21 protein-coding genes and 2 tRNA genes are annotated in these 17,408 nt (G+C 65.7%); 5 read left to right on the forward strand and 18 right to left on the reverse strand.

All coding sequences use genetic code 11. The features are described 5' to 3' along the window. Positions 1 to 8: 8 nt before the first annotated feature. The 10 genes from ML401_RS32575 to ML401_RS32620 form a co-directional block, all read right to left on the reverse strand. A complete protein-coding gene (locus tag ML401_RS32575) occupies positions 9 to 1,160 on the reverse strand; it encodes a hypothetical protein (protein ID WP_285808124.1) in 1,152 nt (383 codons plus the stop codon). A 326-nt stretch (positions 1,161 to 1,486) separates the two neighbouring features. Continuing rightward, positions 1,487 to 1,562 (reverse strand) — tRNA-Phe (locus tag ML401_RS32580). A gap of 186 nt (positions 1,563 to 1,748) precedes the next feature. Continuing rightward, complete coding sequence (yacG, locus tag ML401_RS32585; protein WP_285812776.1) at positions 1,749 to 1,922, reverse strand: DNA gyrase inhibitor YacG; 174 nt, start codon at positions 1,920 to 1,922, stop codon at positions 1,749 to 1,751. A gap of 145 nt (positions 1,923 to 2,067) precedes the next feature. Next, positions 2,068 to 2,700, reverse strand: a complete 633-nt coding sequence (locus ML401_RS32590; protein ID WP_194404668.1) for a Maf-like protein — start codon at positions 2,698 to 2,700, stop codon at positions 2,068 to 2,070. 286 nt (positions 2,701 to 2,986) lie between these two features. After that, a complete protein-coding gene (locus ML401_RS32595) occupies positions 2,987 to 3,454 on the reverse strand; it encodes a low molecular weight phosphatase family protein (RefSeq protein WP_194404669.1) in 468 nt (155 codons plus the stop codon). A 5-nt stretch (positions 3,455 to 3,459) separates the two neighbouring features. Continuing rightward, complete coding sequence (locus ML401_RS32600; protein WP_194404670.1) at positions 3,460 to 3,957, reverse strand: UPF0262 family protein; 498 nt, start codon at positions 3,955 to 3,957, stop codon at positions 3,460 to 3,462. Further along, positions 3,954 to 5,249 carry a histidinol dehydrogenase gene (gene hisD, locus ML401_RS32605; RefSeq protein ID WP_211415702.1) on the reverse strand — a complete coding sequence of 432 codons (1,296 nt, stop codon included), beginning with the start codon at positions 5,247 to 5,249 and terminating at the stop codon, positions 3,954 to 3,956. The genes ML401_RS32600 and hisD overlap by 4 nt, the downstream gene beginning before the upstream one ends. Before the next feature lie 157 nt (positions 5,250 to 5,406). Continuing rightward, positions 5,407 to 5,856 (reverse strand): DUF2948 family protein, encoded by a 450-nt coding sequence (locus ML401_RS32610; protein ID WP_285808125.1) that lies wholly within the window; start codon positions 5,854 to 5,856, stop codon positions 5,407 to 5,409. Between the two features lie 83 nt (positions 5,857 to 5,939). Continuing rightward, positions 5,940 to 6,599, reverse strand: coding sequence for an epimerase (locus ML401_RS32615; RefSeq protein WP_285808126.1), 660 nt, complete (start codon positions 6,597 to 6,599; stop codon positions 5,940 to 5,942). 26 nt (positions 6,600 to 6,625) lie between these two features. Then, positions 6,626 to 7,564, reverse strand: a complete 939-nt coding sequence (locus tag ML401_RS32620; RefSeq protein ID WP_285808127.1) for an SDR family oxidoreductase — start codon at positions 7,562 to 7,564, stop codon at positions 6,626 to 6,628. Between the two features lie 84 nt (positions 7,565 to 7,648). On the opposite strand from ML401_RS32620, the gene ML401_RS32625 reads away from it, so the two are divergent. After that, positions 7,649 to 8,278, forward strand: a complete 630-nt coding sequence (locus ML401_RS32625; protein ID WP_285808129.1) for a TetR/AcrR family transcriptional regulator — start codon at positions 7,649 to 7,651, stop codon at positions 8,276 to 8,278. 49 nt (positions 8,279 to 8,327) lie between these two features. Here ML401_RS32625 and ML401_RS32630 read toward each other — a convergent pair whose 3' ends face one another. From ML401_RS32630 to ML401_RS32650, 5 genes are all read right to left on the reverse strand, one after another. Then, a complete protein-coding gene (locus tag ML401_RS32630) occupies positions 8,328 to 9,152 on the reverse strand; it encodes an alpha/beta fold hydrolase (RefSeq protein WP_285808130.1) in 825 nt (274 codons plus the stop codon). A gap of 155 nt (positions 9,153 to 9,307) precedes the next feature. Continuing rightward, positions 9,308 to 9,817 (reverse strand): hypothetical protein, encoded by a 510-nt coding sequence (locus ML401_RS32635; protein ID WP_212067748.1) that lies wholly within the window; start codon positions 9,815 to 9,817, stop codon positions 9,308 to 9,310. A gap of 296 nt (positions 9,818 to 10,113) precedes the next feature. Continuing rightward, positions 10,114 to 10,422 carry an EthD family reductase gene (locus tag ML401_RS32640; protein WP_194404678.1) on the reverse strand — a complete coding sequence of 103 codons (309 nt, stop codon included), beginning with the start codon at positions 10,420 to 10,422 and terminating at the stop codon, positions 10,114 to 10,116. A gap of 229 nt (positions 10,423 to 10,651) precedes the next feature. Continuing rightward, on the reverse strand, positions 10,652 to 12,358 hold the full coding sequence (locus tag ML401_RS32645; RefSeq protein WP_285812777.1) for a cyclic nucleotide-binding domain-containing thioredoxin-disulfide reductase: 1,707 nt from the start codon (positions 12,356 to 12,358) through the stop codon (positions 10,652 to 10,654). Between the two features lie 25 nt (positions 12,359 to 12,383). After that, entirely contained in the window at positions 12,384 to 12,572 is a 189-nt protein-coding gene (locus tag ML401_RS32650; RefSeq protein ID WP_285808131.1) for a hypothetical protein, read from the reverse strand. 317 nt (positions 12,573 to 12,889) lie between these two features. On the opposite strand from ML401_RS32650, the gene ML401_RS32655 reads away from it, so the two are divergent. The 3 genes from ML401_RS32655 (at position 12,890) to ML401_RS32665 (ending at position 14,296) form a co-directional block, all read left to right on the forward strand. Next, positions 12,890 to 12,964 (forward strand) — tRNA-Thr (locus ML401_RS32655). Positions 12,965 to 13,034: 70 nt separating this feature from the next. Further along, positions 13,035 to 13,385: a RidA family protein gene (locus tag ML401_RS32660; protein ID WP_194404680.1), complete on the forward strand. Its 351-nt coding sequence runs from the start codon at positions 13,035 to 13,037 to the stop codon at positions 13,383 to 13,385. Between the two features lie 731 nt (positions 13,386 to 14,116). After that, positions 14,117 to 14,296, forward strand: a complete 180-nt coding sequence (locus tag ML401_RS32665) for a hypothetical protein (RefSeq protein ID WP_211415695.1) — start codon at positions 14,117 to 14,119, stop codon at positions 14,294 to 14,296. Between the two features lie 30 nt (positions 14,297 to 14,326). Here ML401_RS32665 and ML401_RS32670 read toward each other — a convergent pair whose 3' ends face one another. The 3 genes from ML401_RS32670 to ML401_RS32680 all read right to left on the reverse strand — a co-directional run bounded on the left by ML401_RS32670 (position 14,327) and on the right by ML401_RS32680 (position 16,073). Next, entirely contained in the window at positions 14,327 to 14,803 is a 477-nt protein-coding gene (locus ML401_RS32670) for a Crp/Fnr family transcriptional regulator (RefSeq protein WP_285808133.1), read from the reverse strand. 127 nt (positions 14,804 to 14,930) lie between these two features. Beyond that, positions 14,931 to 15,560, reverse strand: coding sequence for a ferric reductase-like transmembrane domain-containing protein (locus ML401_RS32675; protein ID WP_285808134.1), 630 nt, complete (start codon positions 15,558 to 15,560; stop codon positions 14,931 to 14,933). Between the two features lie 12 nt (positions 15,561 to 15,572). Beyond that, positions 15,573 to 16,073, reverse strand: coding sequence for a Twin-arginine translocation pathway signal (locus ML401_RS32680; RefSeq protein WP_285808135.1), 501 nt, complete (start codon positions 16,071 to 16,073; stop codon positions 15,573 to 15,575). Positions 16,074 to 16,371: 298 nt separating this feature from the next. Here ML401_RS32680 and ML401_RS32685 point away from each other — a divergent pair, with 298 nt between their 5' ends. After that, positions 16,372 to 17,379, forward strand: a complete 1,008-nt coding sequence (locus tag ML401_RS32685; RefSeq protein WP_285808137.1) for an LLM class flavin-dependent oxidoreductase — start codon at positions 16,372 to 16,374, stop codon at positions 17,377 to 17,379. Positions 17,380 to 17,408: the final 29 nt, after the last annotated feature.

The raw sequence follows: 17,408 nt of genomic DNA on the forward strand, positions 1-17,408 counted from the left end.
CTGGGCTGCTAAAACCCCGCCGCCGGCACCGTCAGTGGACGTCCGCGTATCGCCCGTCCCGCAATGTCCTTGCCGCTCTGGGTGTCGTCGGTCCAGGCCGCGAAGGCCACTTCCTCGCTTGGGCCTGAAGCCGCGGCAACCGCGAGGCTGAAGCGGTTATGGCCGGTGGACGTGTTGAACTGGACGACCTTGCCCAGCGGATCCTCGGTCGAGAAAACCCGCGCCTTCACGTTGGTGGTGGCGGGCTGGTCGACGTTGAGCTGGACCCAGCCGATCAGGAAGCGTCCGCCCGAGAGCGGCGAGAGGGTCGGCCAGGTCGCCTGGATACGTTGTTCGCTGGTCGAGACGAGGTGGAGATTGGCGGGCGAACCGTCGGCCTTGTATACGTCAGCTTCCACGACGATCAGGGTGCTCGCCGTGGCGTCTTCGCCGAAATCGTTTAGATGCGCGATGACGAACTGGCCGCCGTCGATCGCGGCCATGGCTGCCGCGGTGGTCGTCGCGGGCGTGATGTGCTCGCTGCCCACCGCTCCCTTCGCGTTGAAGAGCTGATAGCGGATATGCAGGGGACCTGTGATCCGCGCCCGCCATCCGATGACGACGTCGCCATTGGTCAGGCACGCCACCATCGGGACCTTGTGCAGCCCGGCGGTGGTGTTGGCGCGAAACTCGGCGCCGATCCTGCTTCCGTCGGCGCCGAAACGTTGCGCGCGGATGCGCTGGTCGGCCCGCTTGTCCGCCCAGACGACAATGAAGTTTCCGTCCTGCAGGCGCGCAAGAGCGGGCCGGATCAAAGGCTCGACCGGCGACGTAGAGACCTGGATTTCCGGTCCCGACAGCGTATCGGCATCGAAGATACGAAGCTTGAGCTGGGTCGGCGCCGTCGCGGCACTACCGGCCGCCTGCTCGTTCCAGGCCACAACGAAGCCCGATCCGTACTCCACGGTCACGGGAAGCTGCCGCCGCGGTCCCGGCAGCGTGGGCAGGTTGATCAGGATCTGGTCGCTGCTCTTGGCACCGCCCGCACCGAACATCTGGCCCTTGATCGTGTTGTCGCTGTGGTCCTCCCACACGACGACGAATTGGGTGCCCTGAAGGCCGCACACGCTGGGCTGGCTTTGATCGCCGGCTGTGGTCGTGTTGATCAAGACCTCGTCCATGGCGTTTCCCTTCCTCAATCCAAACGTGATGAAAAGCGCGGGGCCGACCGAAAGTTGGGACTATAACACGAGCGCTTGCGGCGATCGCAATTGAGCAAGGGGGCAATGTGGCCCATGGCGCGCAGGTTCGGCGGGCGACGAGCGTTGTCGCCCTATGTCTACGAGCATTTCCATTTGAGGCTGGGCATCAACGTGGGGAAGCGACAGCGCCCGCCTGGATGCGGTAAGGACTTTCCGCGCTGCTGCGAACCATAGTCGGTGCCGGTCGGCGACCTTCACGCGTTCGCTGGGGGATGAGCGTGGCTACGCTACGCGTAACCGAAGCGTGGTGCCCAGGGGCGGAATCGAACCACCGACACTGCGATTTTCAGTCGCATGCTCTACCAACTGAGCTACCTGGGCGTGCTCCAAGAGAGGGGCCAAAGCCCATCGAGCGGGCGGTTTATAGTGGGCCGGAAGCGGCCTGTCCACCCGGCTTCGCCAAGAGGCTTCGCCGGGCGCGGCCCGGCTGTGCACAAGCTCGCACCGGCTCGCCGCGGCTGGCGCGCGGCATTACGACCGCTCAATCAAGACATTGATAATATTTAGCTATTCTACGTCATCCACTTCGTCGTCGCGGCCGGGGATGACGTAGGAGCCTTTCAGCCATCGGTTCAGATCGACGTCGCGGCAGCGCGAGGAGCAGAACGGGCGGGTGGCCTCTGACTGCGGCTTGCCGCAGATCGGGCAGGTTTTGAGCGGGCTGGCGGGCTTTTTGTCCATGATGTCGGCAGCTTGCAGGGGAGTGAAAGGGTTCAAGAGCCTGTCGGCAGACGGGTTCCCCAGATGGCGGCGCATCGGCCCCGTCAGGCCATTCTACTGTGCATGGGGTTGTTTTCGCGATTTTGTTGGGCGGCGGCTGGCCGGCTCACACCGCAGTGGTGGCGTTGAGCCAGCCGAAGCGGATTGGGAAACCTTCACCGCCGAGCAGCGTCGTGGTCTCGTAGAGCGGCAGGCCGACGACGTTGGTGTAGGACCCCACCATCTTCACCACGAAGGAGCCGGCGATGCCCTGCACGGCGTAGCCGCCGGCTTTGCCGCGCCATTCGCCGGAGCCGATATAGGCCTGGATGTCGTCTTCCGAGAGACGCTTGAAGCGGACGCGGGTCTCGACCAGGCGCTGGCGGAAGGCCTCACGCGGCGTCACCAGCGTGATCGCGGTGTAGACGCGGTGGTTGCGACCCGACAGCAGGCGCAGGCACTGCGCGGCTTCGTCGACCAGATTCGCCTTGGGCAGGATGCGGCGGCCGACCGCGACCACCGTGTCGGCGGAGAGGATGAAGGCACCACGCAGCTCGTCGTCGAGCTGCACCGATTTCAGCGCCGCATCGGCCTTGGCCCGCGCCAGCCGATTGGCGCAGGCGCGCGGCAGCTCGCCCCGCTTCGGCGTCTCGTCGACGTCGGCCGGCCGGAGCGCGTCCGGCTCGATGCCGGCCTGGTTGAGCAGCGACAGGCGCCGCGGCGAACCGGAGGCAAGTACGAATTTGGGGCGGCCAAGCATCAGGTGATTTGGGGGATGAAGCGGGGGTGAATTGCGCGCGGAACCTATCGGAAGGGGGCTGATTTCACAACCCGGGAACCCGAGGTTTGGTGATTCGAGGTTTCCGACATCCGTGCCCGCGGTCTGTGACGCCGGTGTTACGGGAGGTCTCGCGTCCCGGACGCGGCGCGGCATGAAATGCTGCGACGCTGAGCCGGGACCCACGGCTTCCCACCTGGAGGTGAGATGTGCCCCGGCTCTGCAGCGCCTCGCGAAGACGCGCTGCGCTGCGTCCGGGGCACGCGCGCTATCCGCTGGCGGCACCCACCTTCGCGAACCGCCGGCGGATGCGCATCGAGAGCTGGTCGCAGACGTCGCGATAGGCCGCCAGCTTCTGGTCGCGGCTGCCCTCGATGGTGGTGGGATCCTGCGTCGGCCAGTATTCGACGTCGGCCGCGAGCGTCCGCGTCAGCTCGAGCGCCTTGTGGTGCGCCTCGGGCGAGAGCGTGATGATGAGGTCGAAATTCAGCCCCTCCCAGTCCTCCAACTCCTCGAAGGTCTGCGGCTTGTGGGCGGAGATGTCCTGGCCGAGTTCGGCCATCACGGCGACCGCGAAGGGATCGAGCTCGCCCTTTCTCGCACCGGCCGACTTCACGTAGAGGCCTTGCGGAAACATGTGCTGCAGCAGACTCTCGGCCATCGGCGAGCGCACGCTGTTCATCGCACAGGCGAACAGCACCGATTGCGGATCGCGTGCGCGTGGCGGCGCCGCCATCGCGCTTAACCCTTCCAGTGAAGGACGGTTATGAGCGTGAACAGCCGGCGCGAGGTCTCGAAATCGACCCGCACCTTGCCCTTCAGCCGCTCCTGCAGCGTGCGCGATCCCTCGTCATGGATGCCGCGACGGCCCATGTCGATGGCCTCGATCTTGTCGGGGGTCGCGGTGCGGATCGCCTGGTAGTAGCTGTCGCAGATCATGAAATAGTCTTTCACGATCCGCCGGAACGGCGTCAGCGACAACAGATGCGCGACGACGGGCGTACCGTCCTCGCGGCGGATGTCGAACATCAGCCGGTTGCCGGTGATGCCGAGATGCAGCGTAAACGGGCCCTTGCCCTCGGCGCCATCGGGCGCGAACAGGTTCTGCTCGATCAAATCGTAGATCGCGATCGCACGCTCGTGCTCGATATCGGGCCCGGAACGGCCGATCGACTCTTCGTCGAGCGTGACGCCGACGATGCGATTGTTGGAGTCGTCCTGTTCGGGCAGCTCTGTCATGACAGATTGAGGCGCAGTCCAATCGAACGCGAATGGGCGTCCAGCCCCTCCGCTTGTCCGAGCGTCATCGCGGCCGGTCCCAGCGCACGCAGCTGGTCGGGGCCGCATTTCAGGATGGAGGTGCGCTTCATGAAGTCGTGCACCGACAGCCCCGAGGAGAATCGCGCCGAGCGCGCCGTCGGCAGCACATGGTTGGAGCCGCCGACATAATCGCCGATCGCCTCGGGCGTATGGGCCCCAAGGAACACCGCGCCCGCATTGCGGATCTCTGAGGCAAGCGCATCGGGATCGACAGTCATGATCTCGAGATGCTCGGCGGCGATCGCATTGGCGAGCGGAATGCTGTCGGCAAGGCTCTTCACCATGATGATGGCGCCGAAATCGGCCCAGGACGCGCCGGCGATCGCGGCGCGTGGCAGCGTCTTCAACTGCGCCTCGACCGCCTTTTCGACGTCGGCGGCAAGGCGCGCGGAATCGGTGATCAGGATCGACTGCGCGCTGGCATCGTGCTCGGCCTGCGCCAGAAGGTCGGCGGCGATCCAGTCGGCATTGCCGGTGTCGTCGGCGATCACGAGCACCTCGGAGGGACCTGCGATCATGTCGATGCCGACCTTGCCGAACACCAGCCGCTTGGCGGCGGCGACATAGGCATTGCCGGGGCCGACGATCTTGGCGACCGGCGCGATGGTCGCGGTGCCGTGCGCCAGCGCGGCCACGGCCTGCGCACCGCCGACACGGTAGATCTCGGTGACGCCGCCGAGATGCGCGGCCGCCAGCACCAGCGGATTGAGCTTGCCGTCGGGCGAAGGCACCACCATCACGAGGCGCGAGACGCCGGCGACCCTTGCGGGCACCGCATTCATCAGCACCGAGGACGGATAGGCCGCGGTGCCGCCGGGCACATAAAGGCCGGCGGATTCGATCGCGGTATAGCGCCAGCCGAGTTCGACGCCGAGCGCGTCGGTGAAGCGTTCGTCCTGCGGAAGCTGGCGGCGATGGTAGGTCTCGATGCGGTCGCGCGCGAGCTTGAGCGCATCCAGCGTCGCGTCATCGCAGGCCTTCACGGCGGCCTCGATCTCCGCGGCGGTGACGCGCAGGCCGGATGCATCCAGCTTCAACCGGTCGAACTTGGCGGTGGCCTCGAGCAGGGCCGCGTCGCCGCGCCTGGCGACATCGTCGACGATGGCGCGCGCGGCGGCCTCGACGTCGGCCGAGACCTCGCGTTTGGCGGCGAGGAAGGCCGCGAATCGCTGGTCAAAATCGGCGCTGCTGCGGTCGAGGCGAACGGGCATGTCTGGCTTGATGTCTGGCTTGGCTTCTGGCTGGTCTTTGGGGCGGGTTGGCGCACCAGGTCCCCTGCTCAATGGCGCGGCGGGGAAGCGGCGTCAACCCTTGCGGGCTGCCGTTCTGGCGCAGGCCTGAGCCGGTGCCGCTGGTATACAGGCCGCCTCAACCTTCCCCCTCGATCTCCAGCCCCGTTCCCAGCGTGTCCGCCCCGAGATCGGTCAGCTCACATTCCAGGCATTCGACGTCGAGCCGGATGGCACCGCCTTCAGCGAACAAAAGCAGGGCACTGCCGGCGGGCTCCTCGTCGCGCCCGTCCCTCGGGTGAAACTCGATGCCGACGAGGTCCAGGACCTTGTCGGGAGCATTGAGGTCGATGTTGCGCGACTTGCAGGCGAGCACGCGGTCGAAGCGGAGCGCCGCAACCAGCCGGCGCGGCTCGGCCTCGCCCTCCAGCGTCTGCTCCCAGTCTAGCCGGCTCATTCCGACCACAAGCCGCTTCTCGCTTTGCCGCCAGATGATGTCGGAGGCATGGACACGGGCGTCCTGGACGTGGGTCGAGATCACGGCGAGATCGTCGGCGTCGAGCGCGATCAGTTTGAGCTGGGGCGACATCGCCGACGCTTCTCCTTCGGACATGGACAGGGCTCAACGCGTGCAGGCCCTGAAATTTCCGCACAAACTAACGGGCCGGCGGCCTAGAGGCTATTGATATCCTCCATCTCCAGCACCTTCCGCGGATACCCCTCCCGGACGACGCGGATCATGGCGCGGCCGATCTGCTCGGTCGAGGTGACGAGCGAAGGCGAGAGCCGGCGCAGCACCGACCAGAGCGGCCAGGTCGCGGTATAGACCGCCTGCACCCAGGCGGTCTTGGAACGGGCGCCGTGCAAGGGCTGGATCGCGCCGGGCCGGAACATGTAGGCCGCCCTGAACGGCAGCTTGAGCAGGTCATTCTCGGTCTTGCCCTTGATCCGCGCCCACATCCGCGATCCCTGCTCGGTGGAATCGGTGCCGGCACCGGTGACATAGGTGAAGACCATCTGCGGGTTGAGGCGTGCCAGCATCGTCGCTGCCGCGAGCGTGAGGTCATAGGTGAGGTGGCGGTAGCGCTCCTCGCTCATGCCGATCGAGGAGACGCCCAGGCAGAAAAAGCAGGCATCGAAGCCGGTCAGTTGCGCTTCGACCGCCGAATAGTCCAGGAAATTGTCGTGGATGATCTCGACGAGCTTGGCGTTGCGCACGCCGGTCGGGCTGCGGCCGACCACGAGCACACGGCCAATTCCGGGATCGATCAGGCATTCGCGCAAGACGCCCTGCCCGACCATGCCGGTCGCGCCGAAGATGATGACTTGCATCGGAACGTCCCCCACGGGCTCGCGGCTCATGCGGCGGCCGCGATCTCGTCGAACGATACACCGGTGAGCGTGGCCGAGACATCCCAAAGCATGGCGGCGGTGGCAAAGTCCTTTGCGTGCGGCATGATCCGCGCCGGTCCCGGTGCCCCCTTCATTTCGTAGAATCCGGTCGGACCGTAATAGCCGCCGGGCTCGGCTGTAGGCGAGGTCGCCGCGAACAGGGTGGGCAGCGCGCCCTCGGCGGCGGACTGGCTGAACAGCGGCTGGAGCAGCCGGCCGATCCGCCACTGGAACGTGTTGGCGCCCGGCCCGTTCGCAATGAGGTCCGTGCGCGCAAAGCCGGGATGCACCGCGATGCTCTTCACGCCCCAGCCGGCCGCGAGGCTGCGACGCTGCAGCTCCAGCGAAAACATCAGCATCGCGAGCTTCGACTGGCAGTAGGCGCGCCACGGACGATAGGAATGCTTGGCTTGCAGATCGTCGAAATTGATCGCGCCGGAGCGGTGCGCGAGGCTCGAGAGATTGACGACACGCGCCGCCTTAGCGCGGCGCAGCTGCGGCAACAGCCGCGCCGTCAGGACGTAGTGGCCGAAATAGTTGGTGCCGAGCTGCATCTCGAAACCATCCGCGGTCTGTTGCCGTTTCGGCAGCGCCATCACGCCGGCATTGTTGACGAGGAGGTCGAGCTGCTCGTTGCCGGCGGCAAAGCGCCTGGCGAAATCGGCGACGGAGGCGAGGCTGGCGAGGTCGAGATGCTCGTAGGCGATCAGCGCATTGGGAAACCGTTCGCAAATGCCTTCGATCGCCCGCAGGCCCTTTGCGTCGTTGCGTCCGGTGAGTATGACAATGGCACCGGCGCCCGCCAGCGCCATCGCCGTCTCGTAACCGAGGCCGCCCGTCGCTCCGGTCACGACGACCGTCTTGCCGCTGAGCGAGGGGATGTCTGCCGTGGTCCAGTCGGTCATGCCATGTCTCCGTTCGGGGCTGGAATGAGGCCCGCGGCCTGTCTAAATGTGCACTGAGTGCAACTTTGCAAGAGGTGAACCGATTTGAAGGCTTCGAAGGTTGCCCGGAAATTGCCCGCGGGCGGAAAAGCCCCTGATGTCACCGGCCTGCGCCAGCGCAAGCAGCAGGAGACCCGCGCGCGGCTGACCCGGGCGGCAATGACGCTGTTCCTGGAGCGCGGCTTCGAGGCCACGACCATCGACGACATCGCGGCGGCGGCGGAGGTGTCGCGCCGGAGCTTCTTCCATTATTTCGCGTCCAAGGAGGACGTCGTCACCGCCTGGCAGGAGAATGCCGCCAGCGCATTGACCGCCGAGATCATCGCACGGCCTGCGGACGAGTCCATGCTGACGGCCGCGGAGAACGCGATCGCCGCGGCGATCAAGCGGATCGATCCGGCGGAAACCGCGGCGATGTCGCGGCTCAAGCGCGACAACCCCGCGCTTCAGGCCCGCGACCAGCTCAAATACGAGAAGCTCGAGCGCGCGCTGGCCGACGGGCTCGCCCAGCGCGGGCGAAGCAAATCCGACCGGCTGAAGGCGCGGCTCGTCGCCATGATCGCCACCGGCGCGATGCGCGTCGGCGGCGAGAGCTGGATCGGCGACGGCGCGCGCGAGAAGCCGGAGGCCTTCGTCAAGCGCACCTTCGATGCGATCCGGGCGATCTTGAAGTGAGCTTCCCTAACCTTCTCCCTTGCGGGAGAAGGTTAGGAATCGCGCGCCCCTATTCCTTGAAGAACGCCAGCAGGTCCGCGTTGATGGTCTCGGCGTGCGTGGTCGGCATGCCGTGCGGGAAGCCCTTGTAGGTCTTCAGGATGCCCTTCTTCAGCAGCTTGGCCGAGAGCGGGGCGGAATCGGCGTAGGGCACGATCTGGTCGTCGTCGCCGTGCATCACCAGCACGGGCACGTTGATCTTCTTGAGGTCCTCGGTGAAGTCCGTCTGCGAGAACGCGACGATGCCGTCGTAATGCGCTTTCGCGCCGCCCATCATGCTCTGGCGCCACCAGTTCTGGATCACGGCTTCCGAGGGCTTTGCGCCCGGACGGTTGTAGCCGTAGAACGGACCTGCGGCGATGTCGCGGTAGAACGCCGAGCGGCCGGCGGCAAGTTGCTTCTGGAAATCGTCGAACACGCTCTTGGGCAGGCCGCCGGGATTGGCCGCGGTCTGCAGCATCAGCGGCGGCACCGCCGAGAGGATCGCGGCCTTCGCCACCCGGCTCTCGCCGTGGCGCGCGATGTAGTGCACGACCTCGCCGCCGCCGGTGGAATGGCCGACATGGAGCGCGTTCTTGAGGTCGAGATGCGCGGTCACCGCCGCGAGGTCGTCGGCATAGTGATCCATGTCGTGACCGTCGGCGACCTGCGCCGAGCGTCCGTGGCCGCGGCGGTCATGGGCGACGACACGGTAGCCGCGCGTGACGAAGTACATCATCTGCGCGTCCCAATCGTCCGACGACAGCGGCCAGCCATGGCTGAACACGATCGGCTGTCCGCTGCCCCAGTCCTTGTAGAAGATCTCGACGCCGTCTTTGGTGGTGATAGTGGGCATGTTGGGGCTCCTTTGAGTGAAACGTCATTCCGGGGCGCGAACCCGGAACCCAGAGATTGTTGAATCGAGATTCTCAGGCGCGCGATTGCGCACCGGAGTTCATCGCTGCGCGATGCCCCGGAATGACCAGTGAATGCGCCGCGCTTGAGAATCGCTCAGGCAAACGCCATCGGCTTGAAGCGGCGCCAGGCGCCGATGGTGAGCACGACGAAGAACACCAGCACGATGCCCTGCACCGCGGCGAACACCGGCCCCGACGGCGGCGCCGGCGCCACTGCCGGTGCGAGCGCGGCGAGCGCCGGCACTTTGAGGAACGACTGAATCACCAGCACGAAGACGTTGAAATAGAGCGAGATCATCGCGGTCACGACATAGACCGGACGCCAGACGCCTTTGAGCTTCATGCCGTACAGCGCGACGCAGGCGACGGCGAGCAGCGCCAGCGAGATGATGCCGATGATGTGCGAGGGCAGCAGCTTCTCGAACGGGAACAGGAAGCCGGTGGCGCTGGTCAGGATCGTGAACGCCAGGAAGATCGCGGTGAGGCCCGGCATCGGCTTCGAGCCGAGCAGGCCGAACATCACGACGAGGCCGGCGGCGATGGCGATCAGGCTGATGACGACATGGACCAGCGTGAAGGCGGGTAGACTCAAGCCAAGGACCATGACATCCCTCCTACTCTCCATTGAGATTCAGGAGAGTAGTATTACGGCCCTCATGGGATTGCCACCTGCGTTGACGTCACAGGCACGTGCGAAGCCATGCGTCATCGTGCGAATCGACAAACGCATGGCTGAATTTTTTGCACCGCTGTCACAAACGACAGCAGGCTGTTGTTTGTAGCCCGGATGAAGCGCAGCTTAATCCGGGGTTCTCGCGTGTGGATGGCGCTGTCCCGGATTGCGCTACGCTCCATCCGGGCTACGAGCTCTCAGGTTTCGACGAAAGTCGAATCGAAGTCTCACACTTCCTTGGTGTCGAAGATCAGGAGGTCGGCGCCGCCACTGGCGAATTTCGGCACGTCGCCTGCGGCCGCCTTGCCTGCTTCGCTGCCGAAGGCCTTCTGGATATCGCCCACGCTGTCGAAGGTGAGGATGGCGACGAGATGAACTCCGGAGGGACCGGCGGGTGAGCCGACCGTGCCCGTGCTGACGGCGTATTTCTTCAGGCCGGGAAGTTTCTTCGCGAGCGGGATGTGCGTTTCGGCATAATGCTTGTCGAAAGCCGCAGCATCCTTGGGCGTCTTGTAGAGCACAACGAGTTCAGCCATTCCTAGTCCTCCCGTTAAGCGTTTTGTTTGTCAGTCTCAGATCCTCATGGTGAGGAGATAGTCTGCAGTTGGCGGCACGATGGCAAGCCTCATTCGACTTGCCATTCGCTTGAGTTCTCGTTGCCTAGAGCCTCGTTCCGCTTCCGACGGAATCGGAGCGAGGCTCCAGATTCTTGTTTTGACGCGTTTTCTCGACGCGAACCGGAATCCACTTCGCTCGAAAACGCTTTTAAAGCGCCGGTTTTGCGGCATCGCCGAGATAGCCGTGCAGGGAGGCCACGACCTGCGCGCCCTCGCCGATGGCGCCGCCGACGCGCTTGACCGAGCCGGAGCGGACGTCGCCGACGGCATAGACACCGGGCACGGAGGTCTCCAGCGGCGCCACGAGGCGGCCCTGGTTCTGCTCGGACTGCGCGCCCGTCACGACGAAGCCGCCGCGATCGAGCGTGACTCCGCAGCCCTCGAGCCAGGCGGTGGCGGGATCGGCGCCGACGAACAGGAAGAGGTTGCGGATGTCGGCAGCATCCTCGTCGTCGGACAGCCGGCTCTTCCAGCGGATGCGCCGCAGCAGCGCGGCCTCGTCGCCCTCGAGCGCGGTGATCTCGGTGTTGAACATCAATTCGATGTTCGGCGTCGCTTCGATGCGCTCGATGAGATAGCGCGACATGCTGGCGCCGAGACCGCCGCCGCGGATGATCATCAGGACGCGCTTGGCGTGTCCCGACAGGAACACGGCCGCCTGGCCTGCCGAATTGCCGGCACCGACCAGGGCCACCTCCTCGCCGGCGCAGAGCCGCGCCTCGATCGGCGAGGCCCAGTACCAGACGCCGCGTCCCTCGAAGGTGTCGAGCTTTGCGATCTCGGGACGGCGATAGCGCGCGCCGCTCGCGACCACGACCGCACGCGCGCGCAGGGGATCGCAGCCGTCGAGCGCCACCGCGAAGGCGCCGTCCTTGCGCGTGCAGTCGAGCGACTTCACCGTCACGGGGATCATGATGTCGGCACCGAATTTCTGCGCCTGGGTGAAGGCGCGCGCGGTCAGCGCCTGGCCGGAGATGCCGGTGGGAAAGCCCAGATAATTCTCGATGCGCGCACTGGCGCCGGCCTGGCCGCCGAAGGCGCGGATGTCGAGCACGGCGACCGACAGCCCTTCCGACGCCGCATACACCGCGGTAGCGAGCCCGGCCGGTCCGCAGCCGACCACCGCGACGTCGTAGATGCGGCCGTCCTTGGCGCCGCCGATCATGCCGATGGCGCGCGCAAGCTCGGTCTCACTGGGGTTGCGCAGCACTGTGCCATCAGCGGCGACGACCAGCGGCCAGTCCTCGGGCTTCGGCGAATAACGCGCGATCACCTCGGCGGCGTCGCGATCGCGCTCGGGATCGAGCAGATGGTGCGGCTGGCCGTTGCGGGTGAGAAAGCCCTGCAACCGCACGACGCCGGCGGAGTTCGACGGTCCGATCAGCACCGGACCGCCGATGCCGCCCTGGATCAGATTGACCCGGCGCAGGATCAGCGCGCGCATGATGCGCTCGCCGAGCTCGGCCTCGGCGACCAGCAGCGCGCGCAGCCGGTCCGGCGGCAGCAGCAGCGTCTCGACATCGCCCTCGGCGCGGCCGTCGACCAGCGCCGGCTGTCCCGAGAGCTGGCTGAGCTCGGCCAAAAATTGCCCCGGTCCCTGGTCGATCACCGGCGTGACGTGACCAAGGCCGTCGCGCTGGGTGATGGCGACATGGCCCCTCAGCACGACGAACATGCCGGGACCGGGCTTGCCGGTCTCGAACAGGAACTCGCCGTCCTGATAGAGGCGGACTTCGCCGAAATGCCTGATCCGCTCGATCTCGGCCGGCGTCAGCGTCGGAAAGGTCTGTTCGGGCCGCGTGAACCGCGACATCAGCGCCTCACCACCGGTTCGTTGCTGTTCGTCCTGCCCCATGGTCATTCCCATTCATTCCAATGTCTCAAGTGCCGGCTTTCCCGGCGGCCCCCTCATTGAGGGAACCATCGTCGTTTGGCGAGGGCTCAGCGCCTGCGGCGCGTTCGCGCGCCTGCAGCTTCCGCCGCTTCAGGTTTTCGCGCAGCGCCGATTTCAGGCGCTCGTCCCGGGACGTCTTCGCCTGGCGCGCGCTCTTCTCGCTCTCGTCCATCATCACGGGGTCCGATACTGCCGTCGGCGATACCATGCCCAGAGATTGCGGCAGCTCAAGAGGCTCCTCGCGATCCGATCGTGCGAAACTCGAAATGGACCGAATCCGGTCGCGTGGCCACCTGGCCAGTTGGCGGGGGAGGAGCGGAACGCGAATCGGCGGAAAGCCGGTAGTTTCGAGCCGAAATGCGCATTTTGGCCCCGATATCGGCCCGATTTTCTCGTTTTGACCGGCCGAGCAAGCTTGCACAGGAGGGGGGCTTGTGGCAGATATCGGCCCGCTTGGTAGGCCCTCGGGCGCCCGATTCTTCACCAGCACATGCTGCCGTAGCTCAGTGGTAGAGCACTCCATTGGTAATGGAGAGGTCGACAGTTCAATCCTGTCTGGCAGCACCATTCTCTTCCCCGATTGACGCGAGCCGTCTGCGCCTGACCAGCGAGCCGCCAACTTTCCACGGATGCCATCGTGATCAAACGTTCCCTGCCCTATGAAGGACTGCTCCACGAGATCGTCGAGCATAACGGCGTGCTCTATCTCGGCGGCATCGTCCCTGAGGATGCTGGGCTCGACATGGCCGGCCAGGCCGATGATGTGCTCCGACAACTGAAGACATTGCTAGAGGGGGCCGGCTCCGATCTCTCCTGCGTTCTGCAGGTGACCATCTTCATGGCCGATCTCTCCGACAAGGCGGCGTTCAACGAGGTGTGGAAGCGCTATTTCACCGCGGACCAGCTGCCGGCGCGCGCCGCCATTGGCGTTGCGGATCTCGGCAAGGGCGTCAGGCTGGAGCTGACGGCGACCGCCGCCCGTCGCTGACCGGCGAGGCGCGATCGTCGGTCATTGTGATGTCCACACATGAAGCAGCATTCTCGCGGCTTGAAGCGCCCGAGTTTTGCTCGTTTCCTTGACCCTCTTCCTCGAAGAGGGTGCAGGGAAGGCCGGGTGCCGACAGACACCCGCGGTCCGCTGCGCGAAATGCACACACAGGAAGAACCGCACAGCAGCATACAGGTGACGCCGATCACTCGGCCTTCCCTGCGCGATGGTCGGACGGCTTATGCCGTGCTCTCCCGGGAGCCGAACTTTCCTTTGGCCTCCCTCGCCGTTCGAATTGGATGATGCCGTCCACCCGGTTGGGCTCGCGCGCATCTTCGATCCGGCTTGACCGTAGCAACGACGGCCAGGACCACACGGTTTTGCCGTACGCACGGCCCGCCATTTCGCCGCAGTATTTCCAACCCCGTCGACGGAGCTGCGAAACTTACAGGCGAGACGAAGCCTAGCAGCGCCGCTCGTCTGCACGCGGCCACGGGCTCACGGGGACTACCCGCCCTGCCCGCACCTCTCATGCCGACGCTGCCGCGTCCACCGCAAACCCGGCTCGCGATCAAGACGACCTCGAGATCGCCCCTCTTCAGTGAGCCGGGATGGCCGACACATACGCCAAAACCGAATTTCGGTAAAGTGGAATATTTTTGCGGGAGGGACTTGACGGGGTTTCGGTGTTTTGCCCGACGGGTCGCGATCGGGGCCGCAGGTAAGGTTAATTGTTCCTTTCGATTGTCGGTAAAGTTTTATCTATTATTCTCTTTGCCGTGGATGATGAATTCGGGGCTTCGATAGTGCTTGCGTTTTGCCTGATCGTGATTGGGACTGCGTTGCTTCTCTCCGGCATTGTTGCCTTCGGCTTTCATCGAAACTCGCTGCACTCGATGGCGTTGCTGTAGCCGCATCGGGAGCGCTGGCTCTACGCGTGATCAATTGTCGTTATCCGCCGCGCGCCTCGCGAACCGCTCGTCCGCGCGGCGCAGGCGCCGGCACAGTTCGCGGTTGATGTTCTGCAGGACGATCACATAGGCGTGGATATCGGCCTTGTAGCAGGCGTAGAGATTTTTCGCGGTCAGCTCGTACAGCACCGTCGGCATTTCCGCGACCACCGTGGCTGAGCGGTTCTGCATCTCGATCAGCGTCATTTCGCCGAAGAAGTCGCCGCGCTCCAGAACGGAGATCGGGATGACGCGGCCCGTATGCGTCCCTTTGCTCACCGCGAGCCGGCCGGATTTGACGATGAACATCGAACGTCCCGGCTCGCCTTCCGCCACCACGGTGTTGCCTGCCTCGAAGCGGCGCTCGACCAGCATCGACATCAGGAGATCGAGGCTTCCGTCCGGAAGGCCGCCGAAGAACGGCGTCGCGAGCAGGAACGCTTTCAGATCGGGGGCCGTGACGGTCATGGCGCGAGGATATGCCGCGTCGCCAACCGCGACAAGCAGTGCGACGTAGCCGGATGGAGCGCAGCGTAATCCGGGGCTGTCGGCCGCGGGTACAGCGGTCCCGGATTACGCTTGCGCTCCATCCGGACTACGGGCTCTCCCCGCGCAGCGTCCGTCGCTTTCGCCAGACCTGCAGATCGATCATGACCTTTGCGGTGGCCGCGACGACCAGCACGCACAGCACGGCCTTCGAAACCATCTCCATGGTTCCTTCGATGAGGAGGCAGTGCACCACGCTGCCAACGACGATGACGATCGCGAGCGGCATGTGAATGAAGCGCCAGGTGCGCGGCCGCAGCTCGAAGCGACGGCGCAGGGACGCGAGCAGCGCGACGATGAAGATGGCCCACATCGCGGTGACGCCGAAGGGCGAGAACGGCGTCGGCGAGGCGTAGGTCAGCGCGTCGATCATATCCGGCGGGCTGGTGATCCAGAGGCCGGCGACGTGGATCACCACGGCCAGCAGCAGCGCGCCGCCGACCCAGTGATGGGCACGCCGGCCGCGATAGGCCGACAGCGGCGCCAGACAGCCGCCGATCAGCAGCGGCTGCACCAGCACGAGACCGAGCGCGGCGATGCCGGCGAAACCGGCGAGGATGTAGACCGGCCCGCGCCAGGCGAGCTGCTCGCTCGTTGCTGCAAACCCGGTCGGCACGCCGATGGCCACGGCAAGGGCGACCCAGATCAGGATCACCCGCGGCGACTTCCACCCCGTCATCCGCCGGCCCGGTCAGGCCGGCTGCAGTACGAAGTGCGCTTCGAGACTGGTTTCCTTGGCGCTTCGCATCACCGGCCGCAGGAAGACGGCCTTGAACTCGCCGCTGTCATAGGCGAGGTGACCATGCGGCTGGCCGAAGATCGGAATGATCTGCGGCATCTCGAGCCGGAACTTGCCGTCCTTGTCGGTGAGCGTGGCGCCGTGACTCTGCGGCTCGTGCTCCTGGCCTTCGACCGTGTGCGCCCAGATCTGGATGCGCTGGCCGGCGAGCGGCGCGCCGTCACCGGCGCGGCGCACGGTGCCGCTCATCCAGAAACCGCCCTTGCCGATCCGCTCCACGACCGCCGCGCCCTTGCGGTAGTTGTTCGCGCCGCCGGACATCGACTCGGTCGGAGCGAGGCCGTCGGCGCGGGCGGGCAGAACGAGACCGGGCATGCCGGTTGCCACAATACCGGTTGTCAGGACCGCCCCGCCGGCGACGAGCAGGTTGCGGCGGTTGAGTACGGTGGTCATATCGGTTCCTCCTGGCGGTCGGCGCGATCGCGCGCCGCAAGATGATCTCTCGTGCCCGGGACACGGGGATCGCCGTGCGATGGCTACGCCAAGCTACAACAGCAGGCGCCAAACTCCCAGTTGCGACGAACGGCACCTAAGGTCGCAATAACAGTGTTGTGAACGGGCGCGCGAGGCACTTAAGCACCCCTCCCAGGATGCTTGGAGCGGTGAATATGATGGGTTTGGCAAGTGCTCTACCCATCCTACGCACCGACACTACATGTGGTGGCTCAGTTCCTCCTCGCCGGTATTCCTCATGATCCCTTTCTCCGTGCTCGACCTCGCGCCCATCCGACAGGGCGGCGACGCCGCGCAGGCGTTTCGTAACTCGCTCGATCTGGCCCGGCATGCGGAAGGCTGGGGCTACAAGCGGTTCTGGCTGGCCGAGCACCACAACATGACCGGCATCGCCAGCGCGGCAACGTCCGTGGTGATCGGGCACATCGCGGGCGGCACCAAGACGATCCGCGTCGGCTCCGGCGGGATCATGCTGCCGAACCATTCGCCGCTGATCATCGCCGAGCAGTTCGGCACGCTGGAATCGCTCTATCCCGGGCGGATCGATCTCGGGCTCGGGCGGGCGCCGGGCACCGACCAATTCACCGCACGGGCGCTGCGGCGCGACCTCGCGACGAGCTCCGAGAACTTTCCGCACGATGTGCTGGAGCTGCAGGCGCTGCTCGGCGAGGTGCAGCCGAACCAGGCGATCCGCGCCGTGCCCGGCATGGGGACCAAGGTGCCGCTGTGGATTTTGGGGTCGAGCACCTTTGGCGCGCAGCTTGCCGCGATGCTCGGCTTGCCGTTCGCCTTCGCCTCGCATTTCGCGCCGCAGATGATGATGCCGGCGCTGCGCGAATATCGCGCGCGTTTCGAGCCGTCAGCGCAGCTCGACAAGCCCTATGCGATGGTCGGCGTCAATGTCTTCGCCGCCGATAGCGATGATGAGGCGCGGCGGATGTTCTCCTCGCTGCAGCAGGCGTTCATCAATCTGCGCCGCGGCACGCCGGGCCCGCTGCCGCCGCCGGTCGACGACATGGACGCGCGGTGGTCGCCGGCGGAGAAGGCCATGGTCGGCCAGTCGCTGTCGTGCTCCGCGGTCGGCTCGCCCGATGTGGTCGAAGCGAAGCTGAAGGCGTTGATCGCCGAGACCGGCGCGGACGAGCTGATCGCCACCGGGCAGATCTACGACCACGATGCACGGCTGCGCTCGTTCGAGATCGCGGCCGAGGTGCGGGAGAGGTTGGGGGCGCAGCCGGGGGCGTGAGCGCAATCGGGCGCCGACGAAGGTGCCCC

This window comes from Bradyrhizobium sp. 62B (assembly GCF_030272265.2).
Classification (GTDB): Bacteria; Pseudomonadota; Alphaproteobacteria; order Rhizobiales; family Xanthobacteraceae; genus Bradyrhizobium.

What these genes read in the sequence shown, in the direction of transcription:
- ML401_RS32640 (WP_194404678.1), bottom strand. Translation starts at nt 10,422, where the DNA reads ATGGCTGAACTCGTTGTGCTCTACAAGACGCCCAAGGATGCTGCGGCT.
- ML401_RS32670 (WP_285808133.1), bottom strand. Translation starts at nt 14,803, where the DNA reads ATGACCGTCACGGCCCCCGATCTGAAAGCGTTCCTGCTCGCGACGCCG.
- ML401_RS32600 (WP_194404670.1), bottom strand. Translation starts at nt 3,957, where the DNA reads ATGACAGAGCTGCCCGAACAGGACGACTCCAACAATCGCATCGTCGGC.
- ML401_RS32620 (WP_285808127.1), bottom strand. Translation starts at nt 7,564, where the DNA reads ATGACCGACTGGACCACGGCAGACATCCCCTCGCTCAGCGGCAAGACG.
- ML401_RS32675 (WP_285808134.1), bottom strand. Translation starts at nt 15,560, where the DNA reads ATGACGGGGTGGAAGTCGCCGCGGGTGATCCTGATCTGGGTCGCCCTT.
- ML401_RS32595 (WP_194404669.1), bottom strand. Translation starts at nt 3,454, where the DNA reads ATGGCGGCGCCGCCACGCGCACGCGATCCGCAATCGGTGCTGTTCGCC.
- ML401_RS32630 (WP_285808130.1), bottom strand. Translation starts at nt 9,152, where the DNA reads ATGCCCACTATCACCACCAAAGACGGCGTCGAGATCTTCTACAAGGAC.
- hisD (WP_211415702.1), bottom strand. Translation starts at nt 5,249, where the DNA reads ATGCCCGTTCGCCTCGACCGCAGCAGCGCCGATTTTGACCAGCGATTC.
- yacG (WP_285812776.1), bottom strand. Translation starts at nt 1,922, where the DNA reads ATGGACAAAAAGCCCGCCAGCCCGCTCAAAACCTGCCCGATCTGCGGC.
- ML401_RS32590 (WP_194404668.1), bottom strand. Translation starts at nt 2,700, where the DNA reads ATGCTTGGCCGCCCCAAATTCGTACTTGCCTCCGGTTCGCCGCGGCGC.
- ML401_RS32650 (WP_285808131.1), bottom strand. Translation starts at nt 12,572, where the DNA reads ATGATGGACGAGAGCGAGAAGAGCGCGCGCCAGGCGAAGACGTCCCGG.
- ML401_RS32685 (WP_285808137.1), top strand. Translation starts at nt 16,372, where the DNA reads ATGATCCCTTTCTCCGTGCTCGACCTCGCGCCCATCCGACAGGGCGGC.
- ML401_RS32610 (WP_285808125.1), bottom strand. Translation starts at nt 5,856, where the DNA reads ATGTCGCCCCAGCTCAAACTGATCGCGCTCGACGCCGACGATCTCGCC.
- ML401_RS32645 (WP_285812777.1), bottom strand. Translation starts at nt 12,358, where the DNA reads ATGGGGCAGGACGAACAGCAACGAACCGGTGGTGAGGCGCTGATGTCG.
- ML401_RS32615 (WP_285808126.1), bottom strand. Translation starts at nt 6,599, where the DNA reads ATGCAAGTCATCATCTTCGGCGCGACCGGCATGGTCGGGCAGGGCGTC.
- ML401_RS32635 (WP_212067748.1), bottom strand. Translation starts at nt 9,817, where the DNA reads ATGGTCCTTGGCTTGAGTCTACCCGCCTTCACGCTGGTCCATGTCGTC.
- ML401_RS32575 (WP_285808124.1), bottom strand. Translation starts at nt 1,160, where the DNA reads ATGGACGAGGTCTTGATCAACACGACCACAGCCGGCGATCAAAGCCAG.
- ML401_RS32680 (WP_285808135.1), bottom strand. Translation starts at nt 16,073, where the DNA reads ATGACCACCGTACTCAACCGCCGCAACCTGCTCGTCGCCGGCGGGGCG.